The following is a 21,133-nucleotide window of genomic DNA, read 5'->3' as shown; positions in this document are numbered from 1 at the left end:
TACGTCGCGGCGCATGAACTTTACGTCGTGGAGCACAATGTCGATCGGTGTACAGTAACGGCCTGACATGGCACTAACGTACCCAGGAACACATTGTGACCCTCACTATCAGCGCAGATTTCGACAGCGGCAATATTCAGGTACTGGACGCAAGCGACCCGACGCGAATCAGACTGGCCATTCGGCCCGATACCCAAAGTGCTCATTTTCAGTGGTTTCACTTCAAGGTCGATGGCCTGGCGATTGGCGAGACGTATGGTTTCAGCCTGTCCAATGCCAGCGAGTCCACGTTCAACAGGGCCTGGACCGGCTATAACGCTGTGGCGTCCTACGACCATCAGAACTGGTTTCGCGTGCCCTCCGGCTTTGATGGCAAGGCGCTCGATTTCAGCCTTGCTGCCGAACAGCAGCACGTCTGGTTTGCCTATTTCGAACCCTACAGCCGCGAACGCCATCACCGGCTGATCCTGCAGGCACAAGAGCAGGCAGGCATGCAATTGCTGGCCACTGGCAAAAGTGTCGAAGGCCGTGACCTCCAGCTTCTGCGCAAAGGAGACGGTGCCGAGGGCAAACGCAACATCTGGATAATCGCTCAACAACATCCCGGCGAGCACATGGCCGAATGGTTCATGGAAGGCGTGATCGAGCGCCTTCAGCAACGCGACGATGCAGCTTTGCAACACCTGCTGAACCACGCCGATCTGTATCTGATCCCGAACATGAACCCGGACGGTGCCTTCCATGGCCACTTGCGCACTAATGCCAATGGGAAAGACCTCAACCGCGCCTGGCAGGACAGTACTGAAGAGCAGAGCCCGGAGGTCTTCTTTGCCAGACAGCAAATGGAAAAGTACGGCGTGGACATGTTCCTCGACGTCCACGGTGACGAGGAAATCCCCTATGTGTTCACGGCGGCTTGTGAAGGCAACCCTGGATACACCCCTCATCAACAGCAGCTTGAAGAGCGCTTCCGCCGCCAACTGTGTGAAGTTACCGTGGACTTCCAGACTGTCCATGGTTACCCGCGCAGTGCCAAAGGCCAGGCCAACCTGAACCTGGCGGCTAACGCCGTGGGCGAGCGTTATAAATGCCTGGCGCTGACGCTGGAAATGCCGTTCAAAGACCACGATAACGCCCCGGACCCGATCGCCGGATGGTCAGGCAAACGCTCGGCACAACTGGCCAGTGACGTGCTTAATGTACTGGCCGACATGGTCAAGGACTTGCGCTGAAAATTGTTCCAGCTTCAAAAAGCGGCTGAACACGCAAACATGTCGGACAATGCATTGTGCATTAGTTCGAACTTCTTTATCCCGGTGACAGTCAGTTCAAGGGATGACTATTCAACACTCTTCCTGCCCTCTTCAAGCGTTTCGGGGCAGGATAAAAAACACATCACACTTAGCAATTGCTTGGAGCACACATGTCAAAACTCGCTGAATACCGCCAACTCGAACGTCACTTGGCCGACCAAATTGCTGCGCTGGAAGCGATGAAAGGCGATAAGGGCCTTGAGCAGGAAATCGAGTTTGAAACCAAATTGCGCGAACTTCTGGGTGAATACAGCAAAAGCCTGAAAGACGTTATTGCAATTCTTGATCATCCATCGAACTCGAAGCCTGGCAAGGCTTCCGGCACGCCCGTGAAGTCGACCCGCAAGGCGCGCGCGCTCAAGGTTTACAAGAACCCTCACACCGGTGAGGTAGTGGAAACCAAAGGCGGCAATCATAAAACCCTGAAAGAGTGGAAGGCCAAACACGGCTCCGACACTGTAGAGTCTTGGCTGGACTGATTGACAACATGATGATGAGGGCCTTCGCGGCCCTTGTCTTTGTCACGGGCATCAGACTCAGGCCAGTCGCAGTTCCGGACAACTGCATCGCGCCACTTTTTCATCTTTCCTTGTGCAGAAGAAATGCCCCTCTATACCCCGGACAGGTCTCGTTGTTTTGTTGTTGCGGAACACGTGATAGTAATAACCCGCCGCCAGCATGTACCCCACCTGAGCGGATACATCCCATAGTTCAAACCCGAGCGCCCTCCCTTCTGCCCGCTGCACGTCGCACGATCAAACTCGTCAACGCCAGCAGTGCCAGTATGATTACCACCGCCCCGTATACATTGCTGGTCATCACCAGGCCTGCAGTACGCGCGTAATAACCCGCTATCAGAGCCGGCACGCAGAACGCGAGGTAGCTGAGTACCAGAAACGCCGACATCAGACCGCCACGCTCATGGGCGTGTGCCATCGGCATGAGCATGCGAAGCGAACCCAGAAAGCTCGAGCCGAAGCCGACCCCCGCCGCCACCGCGCCAACGAAGAACAGCCACAGCATGCCGAGATTGACTGCCAGCAAAATCACCGCAACCCCGACTGGCAAAAAGCTTGCGCCTACCCACAATCCCGCCTCGGGGTTGCGCAGGCGTAATACAAGAATTGCCAGGGCGCCGCTGAGGGTCAGCGCGGCCACTGCCAGCCCGCCATTGAGTGGCGAGGTCGAACCGGTTGCCGCTACCAGCAAGGACGGGCTCAAGGACAGAAAAAAGCCGCCAAGTGCCCACGCCGCGATGTCTACCGGCAACACCAGCCACAACATGGGCCGCGCTTGTTGAGGAACGTGCAGCGATGGCTTGAGAGACTGCCAGACGCCTGGCTGGCGGCTGACCGTTTCAGCGACTCGCCCGAGGTAGATGGCCTGAATCACAAACGCGGTCAGCAAGAAACAGTAGGCCAGTGTGAGGGGCAGCGGCGCCCATTGCACCAGCAGCGCCGTGCCCAGTGCGCCTGCCGCCATGCCCAGCATCGGCGAGATGCTGTTGATCATCGGCCCTTTGGCCTGGTCGCTGTCGAGCAAGGCGGCACCCAGTGCGCTGGCAGCAAGACCGGTAGCGAAGCCCTGCACCAGCCGTGCAGCAACCAGCCAACTGACATCACGGGCGAAAATAAACAGCAGCATTGAGGCGCTCTGCAACAGCAACGCGCCAAAGATGACCGGGCGTCGTCCAAGGTAATCAGACAAGGAGCCGCCCATCAACAATGCAGCCAGCAGGCTGAATGCATACACTGCAAAAACCAGTGTGAGCACCGCGGACGAAAAACCCCACGCATCCTGGTACAAATGATAAAGCGGCGTAGGCGCGCTGGACGCGGCAAAGAAACACAGCGTGGTAAAGGCCAGGAAGCCGAGATTGCCCCTTGCCCCGACTTGAGGTTGCGCGCCTGCTGCTGACAGGTGGGGTGACGAACGGGACATGACTGCACTCTCCGCTGAAACAAATCTCTAAAGCTATAAATTAGCTTTTGCGGAGTGTGCGACTCTACAACTCTTAAAGCAAATACTTTGTGTTAAGGTCCGCCGTATGGCTATTAAAGATGCAGTACGCACCGGAGGGCGCAGCGCCCGAGTGCAGGAATCCATTCACCGCGCCGTTCGTGACTTGCTGCTCGAACACGAGCGCGCAGTGCTCAGTGTGCCCATGATTGCCGCCAGGGCCGGTGTCACACCCTCGACTATCTACCGCCGCTGGGGTGACTTGAGCACGCTGTTGGCCGATGCAGCCATTGAGCGCCTGCGTCCTGACACACCGATCGATCAGGGCAGCCTGCGTCAGGATTTGTTGACGTGGAGCGAAATGTATCTCGACGAAATGTCTTCGGCGCCAGGTCGGGCCTTGATGCGTGATGTGGCTGCCAGCACCTCCGGTGGCGTGGGTAAATGCGCAGCGATGGTCCGTGAGCAATTGCAGACCCTGATTGATCGCGCGGCCAGTCGCGGAGAAGTGTCGCCGCCTGCCGATGACCTCATCGACGCCATTGTCGCGCCGATGATCTACCGGATTCTGTACTCAGAATCCGCGCCGACAGCCGAGCGCGTCCGGGAATGGGTAGACCGCTGTCTGCCCTGAAACGAGGTTCCGGCAGCCATAGGCTGAAACTCCCGTTATGATGCGCGCCTTGTCCGATCAATGACCGAACCTATTCATGCACACCCTCGCAGACCTACGCGCCGGCAAGCTGGCAGGCATCAAACGGCTGGACCTCTCGTGTGGTCTGAGCGAATTTCCCGTCGAGATATTCGATCTGGCGCCCACTCTGGAAGTGCTCAACCTCAGCGGCAATGCACTGACCTCGCTGCCTGACGACCTCCACCGCCTCAAACACTTGAAAGTGCTGTTCGGCTCCGACAACCTGTTCACGCACTTGCCGGAGAGCATTGGCCAATGCGAGAACCTGCGCATCGTCGGGTTCAAGGCCAATCGCATCGGGCAGGTCAGCGCGGCGTCACTGCCGCCTCGCTTGCGCTGGCTGATCCTGACCGACAACCGGATCGAGTCCTTGCCCGATGAGCTGGGCCAGCGTGCCGACCTGCAAAAACTGATGCTTGCCGGCAACCGCCTGCGCGCCCTGCCCGCCAGCCTCAGGCATTGTCATAATCTGGAACTGATCCGCATCGCCGCCAATCGTCTCAGCGAATTGCCGGAATGGCTACTGAATCTGCCCGCCCTTGCCTGGCTCGCCTACGCCGAAAATCCGCTGTGCAGCGAGCCGCCGACCATACCGGTTCAACAGATCCCCTGGCAGCACTTGAGCCTGCGTCAGCGCTTGGGCGAAGGCGCTTCCGGAATCATTCAGCAAGCGGTCTGGCAGACCGGTAACGAAGATCGAACAGTCGCGGTCAAGCTGTACAAAGGCAGTGTTACCAGTGACGGCTCCCCTCTCAATGAAATGGCCGCCTGTATTGCCGCCGGGCGCCACGGGCACCTGATCGAGGTACTGGGGCAGATCACCGGGCATCCAGATGGGCAAAGTGGTCTGGTCATGGAACTGATCGCCCCCAACTTCAGCAACCTTGCCGGACCGCCGAGCCTGGAGTCCTGCAGCCGGGACGTCTACGCCAGCGATGCGCGCTTTTCGCTGGATGTCCTGTTGCGCCTTGTCAAAGGCATCGCCTCGGTGACCGCCCATTTGCATGCAAGTGGTATCACCCACGGCGACCTGTATGGGCACAATATTCTCTTGCAGAATGACGGTGACTGCCTGCTGGGCGATTTCGGCGCGGCGTCGTTTCACCCTTCGGCAACGCTGGGCCAGGCGCTCGAGCGTATAGAGACGCGGGCTTTCGGTATTTTGCTGGGGGAACTGCTGGAGCGTTGTGACGCCGCGCCACAGGAGCATGCCGTTATTGCGGGTTTGCAGGCGCTGCAGACGCGCTGCGTACAGCCCGCGTGCGATAAACGGCCATCGCTGGAAGAAGTACTCGGGGAACTGACGGCATGGGGCGCATGAAGCGCCCTCTTGCTTAAGCCGATCAGCCAGCCAGGCCCACGTAGACGTTCTGAACGTCATCATGGTTGTCGATAGCCTCGAGAAATGCTTCGACTTCAGCCATCTGCTCGTCGGTCAAGCCATCCACTGTGCTTTTCGGACGATAGCCCAGTTGCGCGGACTGAACCGTGAAATCGAACTCAGGGAGCGCCTTGCAGACCGCATCCATATCGGTGGACTCGGTCAGGAACAGCGTGGCGCCCTCTTCAGCCGGCTCGAAATCCTGGGCACCGGCCTCGATCGCTGCCAGCTCCGGATCTGCGTCTGGCTTCGCAGGAACAGCTTCGATCATGCCCTGATAGAGAAAATCCCAGGACACCGAACCGGCAGCTCCCAACTGCCCCTTGCGGAACAGCACGCGAATTTCGGAAACGGTGCGGTTGATGTTGTCGGTCAGGCACTCGACGATCACCGGCACGCGATGCGGTGCAAAACCTTCGTAGGTCAGGCGCTCGAAGTTGACGCTCTCGCCCAGCAGGCCAGCCCCTTTGTTGATTGCGCGTTCCAGGGTTTCGCGCGGCATCGAAGCCTTCTTGGCCTGCTCGACCACCAGGCGCAGACGCGAGTTCATGACCGGGTCAGCACCCGCGCGGGCCGCGATCATGATCTCCTTGGAGAGTTTGCCGAACGTACGTCCCTTGGCATTGGCTGCCGCTTCTTTATGCTTGACCTTCCACTGTGCGCCCATGTCTGCTCTCTTGATTCGATAGGCGCTTCGCCGCCTGCGCCTGCATGACTGGCAGAACGCGGCACTTGCAAAGCGCTGAAAAAGGGTCGCCGGCAAAATACCCTGTCCGGCGCGGCGCATTTTATACGCGATCACCGCAGATGAAACCCCCGACAGCCATATTGGCTGACGAACTCACCAAGATGGCTGTTGAGCTGGCGAAATGCAATCATCCAATAGGCAGCACGGCTTGTAGTCCCTTTCCGAAAAAACATACGGCAATGCTTTTGACGCCTGGCTTTCCGTACCCTGCGCTCCCTGAATTCACAGGTGGGAGAGCCCGCGAATGTGCAAAGACCTGCAAATGCCAATCACGCTGGCCATTGCCGACTGCCAGGCGGACTTGCGTGTCATCGGCTTCACGGGTCGCGACGCGCTTAACGAAACTTATCGCTTTGATATCAAGCTGATCAGCAGTACTGAGCATCCGGACATCCTTGCGTTGCTGCATCGCGACGCGTTTCTGAGCTACGGACGTTTTGGCGAGGGTGTGCATGGCCAGGTTTGCCAGATCAGCCGGATCCACGACGGAGCATGTGTCAGCCTTTACCATCTGGTGCTGATGCCGAACCTGAGAAAACTTGCGCTCGTTCAACGGCGCCGTATTCATCAGGATGTCACGACACCGCAACTGATCGCTCGGTTACTAAGCTCGCCTGCAGTCGGCACGAACGCCTGCCGGTTCGGCTTGATGAGCGGCTTTTATCCTCCCAGTCCGATGCGAGTCCAGTACGACGAAACCGACCTGCACGTGTTGTACCGACTGTGCGAAGAAGAAGGGATTCATTTCCGCTTCGAGCATGAGCCGAGCGGCCACGTACTGGTGTTTTCGGATGACCCGGCGAGCTTTCCCATCCAGCGCGCGCCAATTAGGTTCCGCCACAACGGGCAGACAGACGCGGCGGAGGCAGCGCTTTTACACATGGCCGAAAGACTGGCAATGCCGCCTGCCTCGCACTACCAACACCAAAGCCGAAGGACTGCCAGCCCACTGTCACCGGGCTCACCAGAGGAGATGAGCACACCGGCAGCCAATCAGCCTTTTGTGCCTGCAACCTATAGCGGATCTGTCAGCCCCCAGGAGGCGCTCGACCGCCAGCACGGCATTCGCAACCTGGAGCGTCTGCGCTGCGAACGACGTGAAGTCAGAGGCCAGACCCGCTTGTGTGCGCTGCGTAGCGGTGAAGTCGTTCAGGTGCTTGAGCACCCCGAACCGTTGTTCAACGATCAATGGCTGCTGACCGAAGTGACTCATTCGGGACGCCAGTTGCAGGTGCTGCGTGGAGCCGATGTCAACGACACACAAGCCATTCTGAAGGCTGTCCTCAACGACCCACGCGCCCCAGCTGAATCAAGGCACGCATCAGGCAATGGCTACAGCAACAGTTTCAGGGCCATCCCGTGGGCGATACCCTTTCGCCCTTCGCTCAGACACCCTCGGCCTGCCGCCACAGGCGATCACATCGCGACGTTGCAGCGTGACAGTGCCCAAGAACAAAGACCCGGTTTTCGATCAATCAGATTCGACTGGCAAGCAGCCCTCGGCCATGGCAGCTCAACTCATTCCTGGCCAACCGCTAAGGCTGCCAGCGATGAGTTGTATGCTCTGCCGCCAGGTACAAGCGTCCTGATTCGCTATCTCGACAATAACCCGGAACGCCCGGTGATCTGCGCCGCACTCGGCCCGGCTGACGCCCCTTCAGGCTGCAGTCTCAGACTGGACGGTGCAGCCATCGCCCCTGTCGACAGCATTCGTCTGGCCAGTGGTGAACACTTGCAGATCACGACACATGAAGGGTTGATTTTGCACGACCAGATGACAACGCTGCACATCGTTCCACAGCACATCCTGATAACCGCCCCGAACACTACGCCGATTACAGCGTCCGTCACCAACACGTCGGTCTCGACGCCTTCTGCCGGGCACCCGGCGTTGGGTGACCTTCGTCTGACCGGGCAGCCGGGCCGTGATGGCGAGCCGTTGGCAGACCGTATCTGGTACATCGTACGAATGGACCAGCCTGGCCTGCAGCATCTGCCGCGCGTAGCCGCCGAAGACATTCTGTTCGAAGGCAGAACCGATGAACGTGGCCATTTGGGTCTGGACGAAGAACAGTGCAGGCGCCTGGCAGACGAGTATCGCCAGACGCCACGGGCGCTCTGCATTATCCACCCAGGCCACTGCCTGCCGCTGCACATCTGGTTTGAACAGAGCCGGGGTCAGGGGGAGCGCGGCCTGATCGAGATCAACAATCCTTGAAGCCAGGCTGGCGCTTTTCGATAAAGGCCTTCATGCCTTCTTTCTGGTCATGGCTGGCAAATGCAGCATGGAATACCCGGCGCTCGAACCGGATACCTTCGGCCAGACTGACCTCGAACGCGCGGTTGACGCTTTCCTTGACCATCATTGCCACAGGCAGCGATTTCGCTGCGATGCTGGCTGCCACCGCAAGCGCTTCCGGGAGTAACCGGTCCAGCGGCAGGACTCGGGATACCAGCCCGGCGCGCTCGGCCTCCTGAGCGTCCATCAAGCGACCGGTCAGGCACATTTCCATCGCCTTGGCCTTGCCGACGGCCCGTGTCAGACGTTGCGTCCCGCCCATGCCCGGCAACACTCCCAAGTTGATCTCAGGCTGACCGAAACGGGCGTTTTCAGCCGCCAGAATGAAGTCGCACATCAGCGCCAGCTCACATCCACCACCCAGTGCAAATCCGGCCACGGCAGCCACAATGGGTTTACGGCGGGCTGCGACCCGATCACTTTCGCGGAACAGGTCATCGAGGTAGATCTGCGGGTACGAAAGCTCGACCATCTCCTTGATATCGGCTCCGGCAGCGAATGCTTTTTCCGAACCTGTCAGCACGATGCAACCAATGGTTTGGTCTGCCTCAAAGCGGTCGAGCGCATGGTTCAGCTCGTCGATAAGCCGGGCATTCAACGCGTTCAATGCCTTGGGACGATCCAAGGTGATCAGCCCGACCTTTTCGATAGTCTCTGTGAGGATCATCTCGTAAATCATTGATAAATATCCTTTTTAAAAAATTACCGACTTAATCCAATTATTATAGAAATAACTTCATAAATTGCTCTTAAATTGTTGAATTTAAACTAAATAATTTCAACAGCAATAGCTGTCGCCTCACCACCGCCAATACAAATGGCCGCTACGCCTCTTCGCAGATTCCGATGCTGCAGCGCGGCCAGCAGCGTCACGATAATCCGCGCACCCGATGCGCCTATTGGGTGGCCCAGTGCGCAGGCGCCGCCATTGACGTTGACTTTCTCATGGGCAAGCCCCAACTCGCTCATTGCCACCAGCGGCACGACCGCAAAGGCCTCGTTGATTTCAAACAGGTCAACATCATCTACAGCCCAACCCGCTTTGCTCAGCAGACGCTGGATGGCCCCGATAGGTGCGGTAGGGAACAATCCCGGTTCGTCCGCGAATGCGGCATGCGCATGAAACACAGCCAATTGCTGCAGGCCTCGTTGCTGCGCTTGCGACTGACGCATCAGCACCAGCGCCGCCGCGCCGTCCGAGATCGAGCTGGCGTTAGCCGCCGTCACGGTCCCGCCCTCGCGAAAGGCTGGCTTGAGCGTCGGGATCTTCTCCGGGCGAGCCTTGGGAGGCTGTTCGTCGTGAGCGATCAACCTGAACTCTTTGCCCATCGTGGCCTGCACCGGAACAATCTCGGCGTCGAAGTGCCCGTCGGCGATGGCGCGCTGCGCACGAGCCAGTGAAGCCAAGGCGAATGCGTCCTGGGCCTCACGACTGAAGCCGTGGCGCTGAGCGCAGTCCTCGGCGAAGGTGCCCATCAGTCGACCGGGTTCATAGGCATCTTCGAGGCCGTCGAGGAACATGTGATCCAGTACCTTGCCGTGCCCCATGCGATAGCCGCTGCGCGCACGATCCAGCAGATAAGGCGCGTTGGACATGCTTTCCATGCCCCCAGCCACCACTACCTTAGCGCTGCCTGCCAGCAGCAAGTCATGGGCCATGATCACTGTCTGCATGCCTGAGCCGCACATTTTGTTGACGGTGCTGCACAGCGTTGCTGTGCTCAGGCCCGCACCCAGCGCCGCTTGCCGGGCAGGCGCCTGCCCCAGGCCAGCCGGCAGCACACACCCAAACAACACCTGCTCTACGTCGGCGGGTTCGATCCCGGCCCGTTCGACGGCTGCGCGAATGGCGATTGCCCCGAGGCGGGTTGCGCCGAGGCTCTGCAGGTCACCCTGAAAACCGCCCATGGGCGTGCGTGCAGCACTCACGATGACCACGGGGTCGTGATGCGAAATCGTCCTTTCTATGGACATGGCTATCTCCAGTCTTGTTCTTGTTGGTATTGCTGAAATGATCAACCCGCGGCGATAAGGACGCAACGGGTAAGGCAGGCAGATTAGCGGGTATCTGTGGATTGCGCCCTGCAGGCCGAATCTCTTCTGCAAGAAGGGGTCTGAAAGACCAACACCCTCACGATGCCGGAGCCACCAATGTCGCTACGCCCGATCCGTGCCCTGCTTTCAGGCCTGCTCGTTCTCACCCTGAGTGCATGTGCATTGCTGCCCCATCGAGACCCGCTTGCGATCAACGTCGTCGGTATCGAACCCATCCCCGGACAGGGCCTGGAGCTGCGCATGGCAGTCACACTGCGTGTTCAGAACCCCAACGATGCCGAGATCAATTACACCGGCGTGGCACTGGACCTGGACGTGAATGGAAAGCTGCTGGCGTCCGGTGTCAGCAACCAGAAAGGTACGGTAGGACGCTTCTCCGAGGCTGTGCTGGTGGTCCCGGTCAGTGTCTCGGCCTTTGCCGCCTTGCGCCAGGCGCTAGGCCTTTCGCAAAGCCAGCGCCTGGACAATCTGCCTTATACGTTGCGCGGCAAACTGGCTGGCGGGTTATTCGGCACCCTGCGCTTCAGCGACAGCGGCACACTGGACCTGCGTCAGGCAGAGGGGGATCCGTGGTAAGACCTGCGCCCTGAGCGGCCAGCGTACGTGGCGGGGGCATAAAGCGGATGCCAACGTGAGTGGGTTTGAAAGCGCTGGCATGTTTGCTGCTTGAATCCGTTTATGCCTGTTTGCTCCCCTCACTTCAAGGAAGACACCCCATGATGCTGCGCAAGCTGTCGGCCACCCTCCATACCCTGCCCTTATATGCCCTTTTGGCGCTGCTGCTCTGCGCATCGACCGCCTCGACGTGGGCCGCCAGTAAAAGCGCCAAGCGCGGTATCGCCTACGACATCACGTCACCCGCCGACCTCAGCACTTTATCGTCAGGCCTGAGCTGGTGGTACAACTGGAGCCCGAAACCCCACGACCGCCTGGCATCCTACGACTATGCCGCACTGTATGGCGTGGACTTCATCCCGATGGTCTGGAACGACAACGTCGATGACGGCCAGCTGAAACTCTATCTGCAGGCACATCCCGCCATCCGCTATCTATTGGTCATCAACGAACCCAATCTGATGGATCAAGCCAACATGAGCCCCGAAGCAGTTGCCCGCTTCTGGCCAAGGCTGGAACAGATTTCAGCGCAGACCGGGGTAAAACTGGTAGGCCCGGCCATGAACTGGGGAACCCAGCCGGGCTACGGCGACCCTGTGATATGGCTCGACGCGTTCTACGCAGCCTATCGCTCCCTGAACCAGAATCGCGATCCTCAGGTCGACTATCTGGCCTTTCACTGGTACGACTACGGTATGTCAGGAATGCTCGACAGGCTGACACGCTACGGGAAGCCGGTATGGGTCACGGAGTTCGCCAATTGGCACAGCCTGAATGACGGAATGCAGATTGACTCTGTGGAAAAGCAAAAGCAGCAAATGGCCGATATGGTTGCCACGCTTGAGGGACGAGCCGACGTGTTCAGATACGCCTGGTTCACTGGGCGCATGAATCACGACCCGCATTTTTCCAGTCTGTTAAGCGACGAAGGCAGACTGACCGAACTGGGTCAGTACTACCTGTCGTTGCCTTACAGCGAATGACCGGACAGGCGCGGGTTAACCCAGGCAGTATCAACGAAAGCCCGCAGCCTGTTCACGCTCAACCAGAGAAGCGGCACCGATCTCGGTCAGGCCGCTGATGATGTGTTGTGGGTAGGGAAATGAGAGATCGTGTTCAAGAACCCTGGCTGACCTCAGAAGCCCTTCCCTGACCATCGTATCGACCATTGCAACGCACACATCGATTGCAGGCAGGCTCGAATGGGCGCGGACCAGCTCTCGGTAGATCTGACCGAACGTCAATTTTCGGGGCTGGCCGGCGCAAAGGCGCCTGACGGCCTTCAAGATCGCAAGGTCAGTCCGAAACAAAGAGTCACTCACCGTATAAGTATTTGAACAACGAACGCTGGCAAGCGACGACAGCGTATTGCCCAGCGGCTCGCATGAAGAATCAATACACACAGACTTATAATCCAGACAACGTGCCGAATGAAATCAGACAAAAACACCTGACGAACCTTAAATAATTAAAGCACTACCTTACTTATTGTCTGGCACAGATCTGGCACCCGGTTAACATGCACTTTTTAAATACATGGCACGGTAAAAAGCAGGATTTCCATTCACAGCACAAAGCTTAACAGATCGTTAAACCTAACAACAGTTAGGTTTATAAAAAACAATAAATAATCATTGAACACCTAAATATTAGCTTTAGAATTCAAAAAAATTACAAAAGCACACGTTTTATGCCAAAAAATACAGATATTTCCTTTTATTTCAAGACTTGATTTTTCGAAAACAAGCTCTAAATTTATAGATATCAAAGTGACATCATTTCTTTATTCAAGGCTTCCGAATACTTTACTCGCCAGCAAACTTTATAACGCCACGCCGGGCTTGATTTCCGCCCCGGCACTGCAGGACTGCGACCGCTGTCTTTTTAACTTTGACCCCTCAATCGAGATGCAATCGATGACTAGAACCATGCTGTCTGTTTTCAGCGCAGTACTTCTGTGCGCGCAAAGTGTGGCTGCTCTTGCAGCGGACACAACTTCCACGGCCACTGATCAACAGGTGCGTGTGCAGGTAGACGCGCAAAGGGCCCAGCTGTCCGGCGCCGACAAGATCACCCCGGCCGCGCAAAAGAATTCTTCCACGCTGCTTGATACACCCGTGGACACAGAAGACGCGCCAGCGCAGGTGCAACGCCCATGAACAACCCCCATTCACAGATTGCCCTGAAAAAAAGGATTGATGCCTTGTCAGCGTTCAAACAGACACTGGGCCTGAGCCTGCTGACATTCAGCGTCATGCAGGCAAACCTCGCTCTTGCGGCGGTGACGCCAGCCACCGGCAATGAAGTCGAAGCGCGCGTCAGCTCTATTCTCGACAACATGAATCAGTCCGAGAAAATTAATTTCACACGTGTCAATGACGGGCACATGATCCCATCCCTGCTCAAATGGGGTATCAAGGGCACCGTGGCGTACGACTCGTCGATGGGGGTTCACGTCAACAATGCCACCTTTGGCGCCCAGTACCCGTCGCAGTCCGCGCTGGCAGCGACCTGGAGCATCAACCGGGCCAAGGAATTCGGCCTCGCGATTGCCTACGAGACCCGGGTTTCCGGCGGCCAACAGATGCTTTCGCCCGGAGTGAACCTGTATCGCACTCCCTACAACGGACGCTCGGCTGAGTATGTCAGCGGTGAGGACCCTTTCCTCGGCGCGGTGCTGGCACCGGCCATCGTCAACGGCATCCAGGCGCAAGGCATTCAGGCCAGCGGCAAGCACTACCTGGCCAACGAGCAGGAAGCCAATCGCCAGGCAGTCGACGTCAAGGTCGATGAACGCACCCTGCGTGAACTGTATCTGCCGGGCTTCGAATCGATGGTGAAAAACGCCAACGTGGCGTCCATCATGTGCGGTTTCAACAAGGTCAATGGCGACTACGCTTGCGAAAACCATCACCTGATCACCGAAGTGCTCAAAGGTGAATGGGGTTATCAGGGAACCGTGATCAGCGACTTCAATGCTATTCATGATGCATTCAAGGGCGCGTGGGCCGGTACCGACATCGACATGCCGTCTGGCCTTCAATTTACCGAAGCCAACCTGCTGCCTTACCTGTGGAGCGGCCAGCTGACTCAGAACGTGATTGATGACAAGGTCAAACGCAACCTGCGAGCCATTGTCAGCTATGACCTCCAGGAAAACCTCAATACCGCCAAGACACTGGACCACCCCGAGTACGGCATGCGTGCAGCGCTAAATACCGCGCGTGAGTCCATCGTCCTGCTGCGCAACGAAAACACCGCAACAGGCAAGCCGTTGCTGCCCTTGGCGCGCTCGGCGAAGATCGCTGTGATCGGTAACTGGGCGCACGATGTGCCTGCCTCGCCTTTCGGCACTGCGAACTCGCCACCCAACAGCTATGTCACCGAACTGAGCGGCCTGCAGCAACTGGCGTCCAGCAGTGACAACGTTACCTACCTCCCGGAAATGAGCCTGAACCCGGCCAGTTCGGCGTGGTATCAGCCGGCGTCGGGAGACAACGGCATCAGCAACTCCGGGGTAAAAGCCGAGTACTACTCCAACACAGGCCTTTCCGGTGATCCCGCACTGACGCGTGTCGAACCAGGCGTAAACCTGAACTGGGCCACCGGCACCAACGTCACCAGTGCCGGCGCGACGGCCGTTGCCGGTTTCAGCACATCACCCGGCGCGTTTTCAGCACGATTTACCAGCGTCATCAAGCCTACTGTTTCCGGCCCGCAGGTATTCAAGGTCCGTGCAGACGGCCCTTACAAACTCTGGGTCAACGATGAACTGGTATTGCAGAGCGACGGCGTACCTTATTCGGGCGACGTAGTGAACGCGCTAACCACCTCGGGAAAAACGGCTGCACTGACTGCTGGCAAACCCTATACCGTGAAGCTGGAGTACAAGCGCATTCAGGGTAATTTCATCCCGGTACTCGGCGGCCTGACTGGCGTGCAGATGAGCTGGGCGTCGCTGCGTCCGCCAAAGGACCTGTCGAAGTACGATGCGGTCGTAGTGGCAACCGGCACCACATCTGAAAACGAAGGCGAAGGTTCTGACCACGGCTTCGATCTGCCAGACCAGCAGGCAGAACTGATCAGCTTCGTGGCCAAAGCCAACCCCAATACCGTGGTCGTCATGCACGGTGGCGGCGTGGCCAACATGCAGCCCTGGGCGAACAAGGTCGGCGCTTCCCTGCAAGCCTGGTTCCCGGGCCAGCAAGGTGGCCAGGCTCTGGCCGAAATCCTCTATGGCAAGATCAACCCGTCGGGCAAGCTGCCGGTCACGATCGACAAGAAGATCGAGGATAACCCGAGCTACGCCTCTTACCCGGACCCGGCGGCCTACCGTGGTGACAAGGCGCTGACTGAAATGACTTACAGCGAAGGCCTGTACATGGGCTATCGCGGTTATGACAAGAAGCACGCCAAGCCGCTGTACCCGTTCGGTTACGGGCTGTCCTATACCACGTTCAGTTACAGCGACCTCAAGCTCTCGACCAATGTCCTGACCCCAGGCGCTACGATTGACGTCAAGTTCACCGTGACCAACACCGGCGACAAGGCAGGTTTCGAGGTGGCGCAGCTCTACGTGCAGCCAGTGAAGCCTGCTGCAGATCGTCCGGAAAAGGAGCTCAAGGGCTTTACCAAAGTCTATTTGCAACCCGGTGAGAGCAAGACGGTCAGCGTGCCGATAGACTCGCGTTCGCTGGCCTACTACGTTGACAAGACTGCAAGCTGGGACGTCGATGCCGGGAAGTTCAAGATTCTCGTGGGCACCGACTCCGAGAACCTGACGCTCGACAAGACCCTGATCACGCTATACCCCGAAAAACTGACCACCCGCGACAGCAACCCGCTGCCGTTGCCACTGCGCAAGGCAGTGCAGGTCAGCGCGGCACAGACCTACTGATGAACCCGTCAAGGCTCAGGGAAGAGCCTTGATATCCCTTCCCAGACGCTGCACATAAATATCGAAGACAGCCATGACATCTACGTCTTCTGGACTTCTCAGCCACTGGATCTGCAAACCGTCCATGACTGAAAATATTTCCTGAGCCATGGCTTTCACATTGATGTCCGCACGCACCTCTCCTGCCTCTATCAACGCATTCAAATGGCCGCGTGCATGCTCGTGGGTTATGTGAAAGCGCTCGCGGTGCCACGACCAGGCCGGATGCGCAGGTGAAAGACTTTCGGTATTCATCAGCAATGCAGCCTGGCATTCATCAGCATTTTCGATGCTGAAGCTCATGCTCAGCTTGAGAAATTTCAGAAACCCTTCCAGCGTCAGCTCGGTGGTCAGGTCCTGAAACCTTGACGTCACCCGCTGATCCCGACGCTCCAGCAGCGCACTGAGCAACGCTTCCTTGTTGGGAAAGTGATGCAGCAGCCCGACCGTCGTGATTCCCGCAAGCAGCGCGACTTCGCGCATCGACGCACTTGAGTAGCCATCTCTGGCGAACACCACCGTGGCAGCATCCAGCAAAGCCTTTCGACGCATATCGCCTTTGGGCGCCCGGCGCCGCTTGGGCGCAGTTGCCGCTTCGGATTCATTCCCTGATTCTTCGATGACCATAAAAACCTGATTACGCCTTGATTCAATATGCCCGGGTGCTTGCTGCCTGGACCCTGCCGGTGAAAAAACGCTTTGCCGTCCGCGAGGCGGTGCCGATCGATATCAGTGCAATGATCGCATTGCCGGCAAGCATCCCGGGGAACGCACCGCTGCTGCCAAACCAGTGAATGCCTGCCAGAACGAAGGGCACTGTACCTGCTGTAGCCCTGAGCCAGGCGAAAACCGGCACCCACCACGACCTGTTCATGGTCATGAATACCGAGATGGCAACAAAATCCAGCCCGATAAGCACCCACAACCCTCCGCCAAAATGACAAAAGGCAAGGAACAGAGCCCGCGCGTCGCCGTCAAGCTGATAGAGATCGGCGATCATTCCGCCACACAGCACCAGCAGCAGCCACACCGCCAGACCGTAGCAAATCACCAGCTTGCGCGTGAAGACGATTGCCGCACTGACACGATCATCCCGTTGCGCCCCGATATTTTGCCCCAACACAGGGGCCAGGGCACCAGGCAACGCGAAAAATGCGCAATAGGAAAATTGCACAACCCTGTCCAGCACCGCCATGGCAGCCAGGGCCGAGGTACCGAATGCCGACAACGAAGCCACGAAGTACGCCAGCCCCACAGGTGTCGCCAGGTTGGCGGCCATCGCTGGCAGGGCAATCCTGAACGTGCGCACGGCATGGAGCCGAAACAGTTTGAGGTTGCGCGTCAGCACCAGCCCTGTTCGCTGTCGCAGCCAATACACGCCCAACGATGCAGAAACGCAGGCGGACAGCGCAAACGCAATACCTGCGCCCTTGAGGCCCAAGTCGAGCCCGAAGATCAATAACGGGTCGGCAACCGCCAATGTGGCTGCGGCTGACAGCACAACGCATAACGCCCGGTTGTTATCCCCGGCAGTCCTGAGCATTTGTGCCGACATCTGCATGACGGCCTGAATCGCCGTAAACGGCAGCGTCAACCAGATGAAGCTGTGCGCGGCGTCATAAGTGGCCGCTTCGGCACCGAGCCAGCCTGTAATCGGGCCGATCAGCGCTATCTGCACGCCTGCAGAAACGGCGCAGACTGCAAACACCATCAGCAGCAGGCTGGCGGTGAGCCTCGGGATCGACCCGGCAGCACGGTGGCCAATGCGCTCGGAAAGTACGGCTGTTGCTGCGATGATCAGGCCAGTGGCGAGGGCACTGTTGAAAAACATCAATACTTTGGCAATGCCGATGGCCGCCAGCAAGACCGGATCGTGGAGCATCGCGACGTAGACCAGTGTCAGGATATCCACGAGGAACACTGCAAACAGGCTAACGGCACTGGTGCTGACAGTCACGGCAATATGACGCGCTACGCTGCCTTGGGTAAATCTTGCGCTGGCTTCGGCCATCAAATATCTCTACAGGCCTGATGCCCCCTGAAAATGGGGTTCAAATAGCAATAATGATTGTTTTTGCGCTCCATGCCTGGCGTTGTACAAAACCTGCTGACTCTCCAGCCGGTGCATTGGCGCGAGAGTCAGCCAGGACACTCGACTACCTGGCAGCCGCCACCAGACGATTCACTTCACTGCGAACCATGTTGGCGTACTCCGGAGGGCTCATTGTGTCCAGCTCGGAGCGCACCCACTCAGACCATTTACCCTTGCGCTTGGCGCGCTCGCCCATCAGGCGTGCAGCCTCCCCCTTGGCCTTTCCCAGGTTGCTCTGCCAGAGGTCGAACAAGCGGGATTTTTCGTCTTCCAGAGCGGTACGTTCAGGCAGCGGCCGGTTGGCCAGATTGAAGCTCATGACAGTCACCTACGGCTAAAAACGGCTGCATCTTACACCCGTAACGGGCTTCTCTTGCAGAGTCTTGCGTCGGGTCATTCAAGCAATTGCAACTTTTCAGGATAAGCGAGACTCCATTTATCACTATTGCCATCACTTGAAAGGAAAAATGCCATGGCTCGCAAGACCTCAGCTCAATACAACGCCGATCAAATCAAGGATCAGGCATTCAGTGATCTTCAGGCACTGATCGAGGAATCGGACAAGCTGCTCAAGGAAAGCGCTGCACTGGTGGGCGAAGAAGCTGAAACGCTGCGCGAACAGCTGAGCGTCAAACTGAAGCAGGCACTCGACTCGATGGCCAGCGTGCGCGACCGCACCAAACCTGTGGTCGAAGCGACCGAGACGTACATCGGTGGCCATCCTTGGCAGACCGTCGCCATTTCTGCCGGCTTTGGTCTGGTGGTAGGGCTGTTGCTGGGTCGCCGTTGATCGACGCACCCCGCTGATACGTAAAACGGGCCTGATCACAGGCCCGTTTTTTTGCTTGAATAAATATCTGGCGTGACCCGAGCAGCGTCGGCTGAAGCTATTACCGGGTGTGTTGCACCACTGAAGGTTCTGCGAACCGATGGGATTTGCTCACCTTGGCCTGCAGCGCTTCACGTTGCTCTTCGGCCTGGGCCTGGCTTTCGTAAGGTCCGATCAACAATTGCTGTTTACCGTCTATGTCCACGATGACTGGCGCATAGCTGCGCTCGAGCAGCCAGGCACTGGTATCGCTTACCGCTTCGCGCGAGTTCATCTGGATGAACCATTGCGGCGCGGACACCGGAGCAGTCACTGCCGCGTCCTGGGCTTTTTCTCTGGCTGGCGCACGAGAGCTGCCTGCATCGCATCCAGCCAACGCCAGTATCGCCATTATCATTACCGTCTTGCGCACGTGAGTCTGCTCCTCGTCTGAAGTGGCGCGAGTCTAGCATTCTCGCGCGCGGTGTTGAGCGACTGTGTCGAGGTGTCGCAGCTTGCGCCTGGCGACACAAAACCCCGGCCACGCGGGCTCTCGCCACCAAGGCTGGTTTATAGGGCATTGGTAATCATGTAATCGGATATTTCTTTGCATATAAACGATACATGAGGTGTCAAACCTTCTGCGACCATGTTGATCGGTGGCGTGCTGCCATCGGTGCATTAGTACAGGAGTTCATCATGTGCGACCGAAACCCGCTGCATTGTTTCATTCCGCCTTATATGCTGGAGCGTATGGCGCGATCCCCCCAGCCCCTGGTCAGCACCCGGGCCATTGCCAACCTGACGAGCAGCTCGGCATTCCTCGCCTCTCGCCTGACCGCCAGGACCATGCCGTCCATGCACGCAGTAAAATCCCCTGACGGCCGAAAACATCGCGAAATTCATGACGCCAAGGGGACTGACGACCTTCCCGGTGCCGTTGTCCGCACCGAGGGCCAAGCGCCAACGGGCGACAAGGCGGCGGACGAGGCTTACGAAGGCTCCGGCGATGTATACGACTTTTATGCCGAGCTGTTCGAGCGTAACTCGCTGGACGACAGCGGCATGTCACTGGTGTCGACTGTTCACGTCGCCGAAGTGGACTTCAACGGCGAACACGTCCCCCTCAGCAATGCCTACTGGAATGGCAGCCAGATGGCCTATGGCGATGGCGACGATCTGGTCTTCAAGCGTTTCACCGGCAGCCTTGAGGTAATAGGCCATGAGTTGACCCACGGCGTGCAGAGTTTCACGTCCAACCTGGACTACCGCGGTCAGTCCGGGGCCTTGAACGAGCACTTTGCCGATGTGTTCGGCATGCTGGTACGCCAGTGGAAACAAGGCACCAGCGCCACTGAATCGGACTGGGTGGTCGGCAAGGAGCTATTGGTGCCCGCGCCGACCCGCCGCGGTATCCGCGACATGGAAAACCCGGGCACGGCGTACACAGATGACCCGGACCTGGGGGACGATCCACAACCGGCAACAATGGCCAACCTTTACACAGGTGCCAAGGACCGGGGTGGCGTACACATCAACTCGGGCATTCCCAACCGTGCTTTCGTGCTGGTTGCCAAGGCACTCGGCGGAAATGCCTGGGAAGTTGCAGGCAGAATCTGGTATGAAACGATGCTGGCGCTGAAATCGGACAGTCAGTTCGTCGATTGCGCCAAAACCAGCCTGAAAATCGCCGCAGACCCACGTTTTGGTCCAGACGCCAAAAAAGCCGTGAAAGCGGCCTGGAAAGAAGTCGGGGTCAAGGTATGAGGAACAGGCTTGAGGGTCAGGTCTAACCAGAAAGGTGCATAAAATGAAGGTCTGTCTAGTCCAGTCAGGCGGTTTTGCAGGCACGGTAAAACGATGTGAGGTCGATACTGAAACGCTGGACCCATCAGAAGCTCGGCAGTTGCAGCAACTGGTGAGTGACAGCGGCCTGAATAAATCAGGCAGCGCCTTCAACGAAGAGGCGCGGGACTTGAATCAGTATGAAATCACCATCGAAGACACGGCTCAGGAAATCTGCATGACCTTCGATGAACACAACGTACCCGCTTCAGCCCGCCAATTGCTGGGGTTTCTGAAACAGCGTGTCAAACCCGGCAAGCTCTAGGCAGACGACGCGATAATGACCTGTGCCCTTCATCGGTTTGTGAAGGGCACAGGCTAACTCCTCGTATTGCTATTCTCATGAAATAACGACCATGAAATAATGGCGCTATGACATCTGAACCAC

At 57.8% G+C, this 21,133-nt stretch carries 21 protein-coding genes; 12 read left to right on the top strand and 9 right to left on the bottom strand.

The window, feature by feature from the left end; genetic code table 11:
* Positions 1-95: 95 nt before the first annotated feature.
* Together ALO43_RS07460 and ALO43_RS07455 are read left to right on the top strand one after the other, a co-directional pair.
* Entirely contained in the window at positions 96-1,232 is a 1,137-nt protein-coding gene (locus ALO43_RS07460; protein WP_054997317.1) for a M14 family metallopeptidase, read from the top strand.
* A 191-nt stretch (positions 1,233-1,423) separates the two neighbouring features.
* Entirely contained in the window at positions 1,424-1,792 is a 369-nt protein-coding gene (locus ALO43_RS07455) for a histone-like nucleoid-structuring protein, MvaT/MvaU family (RefSeq protein WP_024669376.1), read from the top strand.
* Between the two features lie 232 nt (positions 1,793-2,024).
* Here ALO43_RS07455 and ALO43_RS07450 read toward each other — a convergent pair whose 3' ends face one another.
* The gene (locus ALO43_RS07450; protein WP_054997316.1) at positions 2,025-3,254 is read right to left on the bottom strand and encodes an MFS transporter; all 1,230 of its coding nucleotides are present in this window, start codon (positions 3,252-3,254) and stop codon (positions 2,025-2,027) included.
* A gap of 106 nt (positions 3,255-3,360) precedes the next feature.
* Here ALO43_RS07450 and ALO43_RS07445 point away from each other — a divergent pair, with 106 nt between their 5' ends.
* Positions 3,361-3,906 carry a TetR/AcrR family transcriptional regulator gene (locus tag ALO43_RS07445; RefSeq protein WP_005894087.1) on the top strand — a complete coding sequence of 182 codons (546 nt, stop codon included), beginning with the start codon at positions 3,361-3,363 and terminating at the stop codon, positions 3,904-3,906.
* 76 nt (positions 3,907-3,982) lie between these two features.
* Positions 3,983-5,287 (top strand): leucine-rich repeat-containing protein kinase family protein, encoded by a 1,305-nt coding sequence (locus tag ALO43_RS07440; protein ID WP_024691180.1) that lies wholly within the window; start codon positions 3,983-3,985, stop codon positions 5,285-5,287.
* 22 nt (positions 5,288-5,309) lie between these two features.
* Here ALO43_RS07440 and ALO43_RS07435 read toward each other — a convergent pair whose 3' ends face one another.
* Entirely contained in the window at positions 5,310-6,014 is a 705-nt protein-coding gene (locus ALO43_RS07435) for a YebC/PmpR family DNA-binding transcriptional regulator (RefSeq protein WP_005894082.1), read from the bottom strand.
* A gap of 343 nt (positions 6,015-6,357) precedes the next feature.
* Between ALO43_RS07435 and tssI the strand changes: the two genes are divergently transcribed.
* Positions 6,358-8,313 carry a type VI secretion system tip protein TssI/VgrG gene (tssI, locus tag ALO43_RS07430; RefSeq protein ID WP_230855678.1) on the top strand — a complete coding sequence of 652 codons (1,956 nt, stop codon included), beginning with the start codon at positions 6,358-6,360 and terminating at the stop codon, positions 8,311-8,313.
* Here tssI and ALO43_RS07425 read toward each other — a convergent pair.
* Both ALO43_RS07425 and ALO43_RS07420 read right to left on the bottom strand, forming a co-directional pair.
* Positions 8,300-9,073: an enoyl-CoA hydratase gene (locus ALO43_RS07425; protein WP_024691182.1), complete on the bottom strand. Its 774-nt coding sequence runs from the start codon at positions 9,071-9,073 to the stop codon at positions 8,300-8,302. The two genes, tssI and ALO43_RS07425, sit on opposite strands and share 14 nt — an antisense overlap.
* Before the next feature lie 89 nt (positions 9,074-9,162).
* A complete protein-coding gene (locus ALO43_RS07420) occupies positions 9,163-10,368 on the bottom strand; it encodes an acetyl-CoA C-acyltransferase (RefSeq protein ID WP_024691183.1) in 1,206 nt (401 codons plus the stop codon).
* 177 nt (positions 10,369-10,545) lie between these two features.
* On the opposite strand from ALO43_RS07420, the gene ALO43_RS07415 reads away from it, so the two are divergent.
* Together ALO43_RS07415 and ALO43_RS07410 are read left to right on the top strand one after the other, a co-directional pair.
* Entirely contained in the window at positions 10,546-11,025 is a 480-nt protein-coding gene (locus tag ALO43_RS07415; RefSeq protein ID WP_024669382.1) for an LEA/WHy family protein, read from the top strand.
* Between the two features lie 140 nt (positions 11,026-11,165).
* A complete protein-coding gene (locus ALO43_RS07410) occupies positions 11,166-12,047 on the top strand; it encodes a glycoside hydrolase family protein (protein ID WP_053480246.1) in 882 nt (293 codons plus the stop codon).
* A 30-nt stretch (positions 12,048-12,077) separates the two neighbouring features.
* Here ALO43_RS07410 and ALO43_RS07405 read toward each other — a convergent pair whose 3' ends face one another.
* On the bottom strand, positions 12,078-12,374 hold the full coding sequence (locus ALO43_RS07405) for a hypothetical protein (RefSeq protein WP_081000230.1): 297 nt from the start codon (positions 12,372-12,374) through the stop codon (positions 12,078-12,080).
* A gap of 618 nt (positions 12,375-12,992) precedes the next feature.
* On the opposite strand from ALO43_RS07405, the gene ALO43_RS07400 reads away from it, so the two are divergent.
* Positions 12,993-13,223: a hypothetical protein gene (locus ALO43_RS07400; protein ID WP_054997315.1), complete on the top strand. Its 231-nt coding sequence runs from the start codon at positions 12,993-12,995 to the stop codon at positions 13,221-13,223.
* Positions 13,220-15,961: a glycoside hydrolase family 3 protein gene (locus ALO43_RS07395; protein ID WP_054997314.1), complete on the top strand. Its 2,742-nt coding sequence runs from the start codon at positions 13,220-13,222 to the stop codon at positions 15,959-15,961. Before ALO43_RS07400 ends, ALO43_RS07395 begins: the two co-directional genes overlap by 4 nt.
* 15 nt (positions 15,962-15,976) lie before the next feature.
* On the opposite strand, the gene ALO43_RS07390 is transcribed toward ALO43_RS07395, so the two are convergent.
* From ALO43_RS07390 to ALO43_RS07380, 3 genes are all read right to left on the bottom strand, one after another.
* Positions 15,977-16,627 (bottom strand): TetR/AcrR family transcriptional regulator, encoded by a 651-nt coding sequence (locus ALO43_RS07390; RefSeq protein ID WP_054997313.1) that lies wholly within the window; start codon positions 16,625-16,627, stop codon positions 15,977-15,979.
* A gap of 22 nt (positions 16,628-16,649) precedes the next feature.
* Positions 16,650-18,011, bottom strand: a complete 1,362-nt coding sequence (locus ALO43_RS07385; protein WP_054997312.1) for an MATE family efflux transporter — start codon at positions 18,009-18,011, stop codon at positions 16,650-16,652.
* Between the two features lie 145 nt (positions 18,012-18,156).
* Positions 18,157-18,411, bottom strand: a complete 255-nt coding sequence (locus ALO43_RS07380; RefSeq protein ID WP_005894053.1) for a hypothetical protein — start codon at positions 18,409-18,411, stop codon at positions 18,157-18,159.
* Positions 18,412-18,564: 153 nt separating this feature from the next.
* Here ALO43_RS07380 and ALO43_RS07375 point away from each other — a divergent pair, with 153 nt between their 5' ends.
* Positions 18,565-18,882 (top strand): ElaB/YgaM/YqjD family protein, encoded by a 318-nt coding sequence (locus ALO43_RS07375; protein ID WP_005894051.1) that lies wholly within the window; start codon positions 18,565-18,567, stop codon positions 18,880-18,882.
* Between the two features lie 100 nt (positions 18,883-18,982).
* Here the strand turns inward: ALO43_RS07375 and ALO43_RS07370 are convergent, their stop codons facing one another.
* Complete coding sequence (locus ALO43_RS07370) at positions 18,983-19,333, bottom strand: hypothetical protein (RefSeq protein WP_005894049.1); 351 nt, start codon at positions 19,331-19,333, stop codon at positions 18,983-18,985.
* 266 nt (positions 19,334-19,599) lie between these two features.
* Between ALO43_RS07370 and ALO43_RS07365 the strand changes: the two genes are divergently transcribed.
* Both ALO43_RS07365 and ALO43_RS07360 read left to right on the top strand, forming a co-directional pair.
* Positions 19,600-20,667, top strand: a complete 1,068-nt coding sequence (locus ALO43_RS07365; RefSeq protein ID WP_053480244.1) for a M4 family metallopeptidase — start codon at positions 19,600-19,602, stop codon at positions 20,665-20,667.
* A gap of 43 nt (positions 20,668-20,710) precedes the next feature.
* Positions 20,711-21,010 (top strand): protealysin inhibitor emfourin, encoded by a 300-nt coding sequence (locus ALO43_RS07360; protein WP_005894044.1) that lies wholly within the window; start codon positions 20,711-20,713, stop codon positions 21,008-21,010.
* Positions 21,011-21,133 lie beyond the last annotated feature (123 nt).

Source organism: Pseudomonas tremae, from assembly GCF_001401155.1.
In the GTDB taxonomy this organism is placed as follows: domain Bacteria; phylum Pseudomonadota; class Gammaproteobacteria; order Pseudomonadales; family Pseudomonadaceae; genus Aquipseudomonas; species Aquipseudomonas tremae.
This window is presented reverse-complemented; position numbering and strand designations above follow the sequence as displayed.

Coding starts and splice junctions, on each gene's coding strand:
- ALO43_RS07375 (WP_005894051.1), top strand. CDS start 18,565: ATGGCTCGCAAGACCTCAGCTCAATACAACGCCGATCAAATCAAGGAT.
- ALO43_RS07440 (WP_024691180.1), top strand. CDS start 3,983: ATGCACACCCTCGCAGACCTACGCGCCGGCAAGCTGGCAGGCATCAAA.
- ALO43_RS07365 (WP_053480244.1), top strand. CDS start 19,600: ATGTGCGACCGAAACCCGCTGCATTGTTTCATTCCGCCTTATATGCTG.
- ALO43_RS07415 (WP_024669382.1), top strand. CDS start 10,546: ATGTCGCTACGCCCGATCCGTGCCCTGCTTTCAGGCCTGCTCGTTCTC.
- ALO43_RS07380 (WP_005894053.1), bottom strand. CDS start 18,411: ATGAGCTTCAATCTGGCCAACCGGCCGCTGCCTGAACGTACCGCTCTG.
- ALO43_RS07425 (WP_024691182.1), bottom strand. CDS start 9,073: ATGATTTACGAGATGATCCTCACAGAGACTATCGAAAAGGTCGGGCTG.
- ALO43_RS07455 (WP_024669376.1), top strand. CDS start 1,424: ATGTCAAAACTCGCTGAATACCGCCAACTCGAACGTCACTTGGCCGAC.
- ALO43_RS07435 (WP_005894082.1), bottom strand. CDS start 6,014: ATGGGCGCACAGTGGAAGGTCAAGCATAAAGAAGCGGCAGCCAATGCC.
- ALO43_RS07420 (WP_024691183.1), bottom strand. CDS start 10,368: ATGTCCATAGAAAGGACGATTTCGCATCACGACCCCGTGGTCATCGTG.
- ALO43_RS07450 (WP_054997316.1), bottom strand. CDS start 3,254: ATGTCCCGTTCGTCACCCCACCTGTCAGCAGCAGGCGCGCAACCTCAA.
- ALO43_RS07410 (WP_053480246.1), top strand. CDS start 11,166: ATGATGCTGCGCAAGCTGTCGGCCACCCTCCATACCCTGCCCTTATAT.
- ALO43_RS07400 (WP_054997315.1), top strand. CDS start 12,993: ATGCTGTCTGTTTTCAGCGCAGTACTTCTGTGCGCGCAAAGTGTGGCT.
- ALO43_RS07395 (WP_054997314.1), top strand. CDS start 13,220: ATGAACAACCCCCATTCACAGATTGCCCTGAAAAAAAGGATTGATGCC.
- ALO43_RS07390 (WP_054997313.1), bottom strand. CDS start 16,627: ATGGTCATCGAAGAATCAGGGAATGAATCCGAAGCGGCAACTGCGCCC.
- ALO43_RS07360 (WP_005894044.1), top strand. CDS start 20,711: ATGAAGGTCTGTCTAGTCCAGTCAGGCGGTTTTGCAGGCACGGTAAAA.
- ALO43_RS07445 (WP_005894087.1), top strand. CDS start 3,361: ATGGCTATTAAAGATGCAGTACGCACCGGAGGGCGCAGCGCCCGAGTG.
- tssI (WP_230855678.1), top strand. CDS start 6,358: ATGCCAATCACGCTGGCCATTGCCGACTGCCAGGCGGACTTGCGTGTC.
- ALO43_RS07385 (WP_054997312.1), bottom strand. CDS start 18,011: ATGGCCGAAGCCAGCGCAAGATTTACCCAAGGCAGCGTAGCGCGTCAT.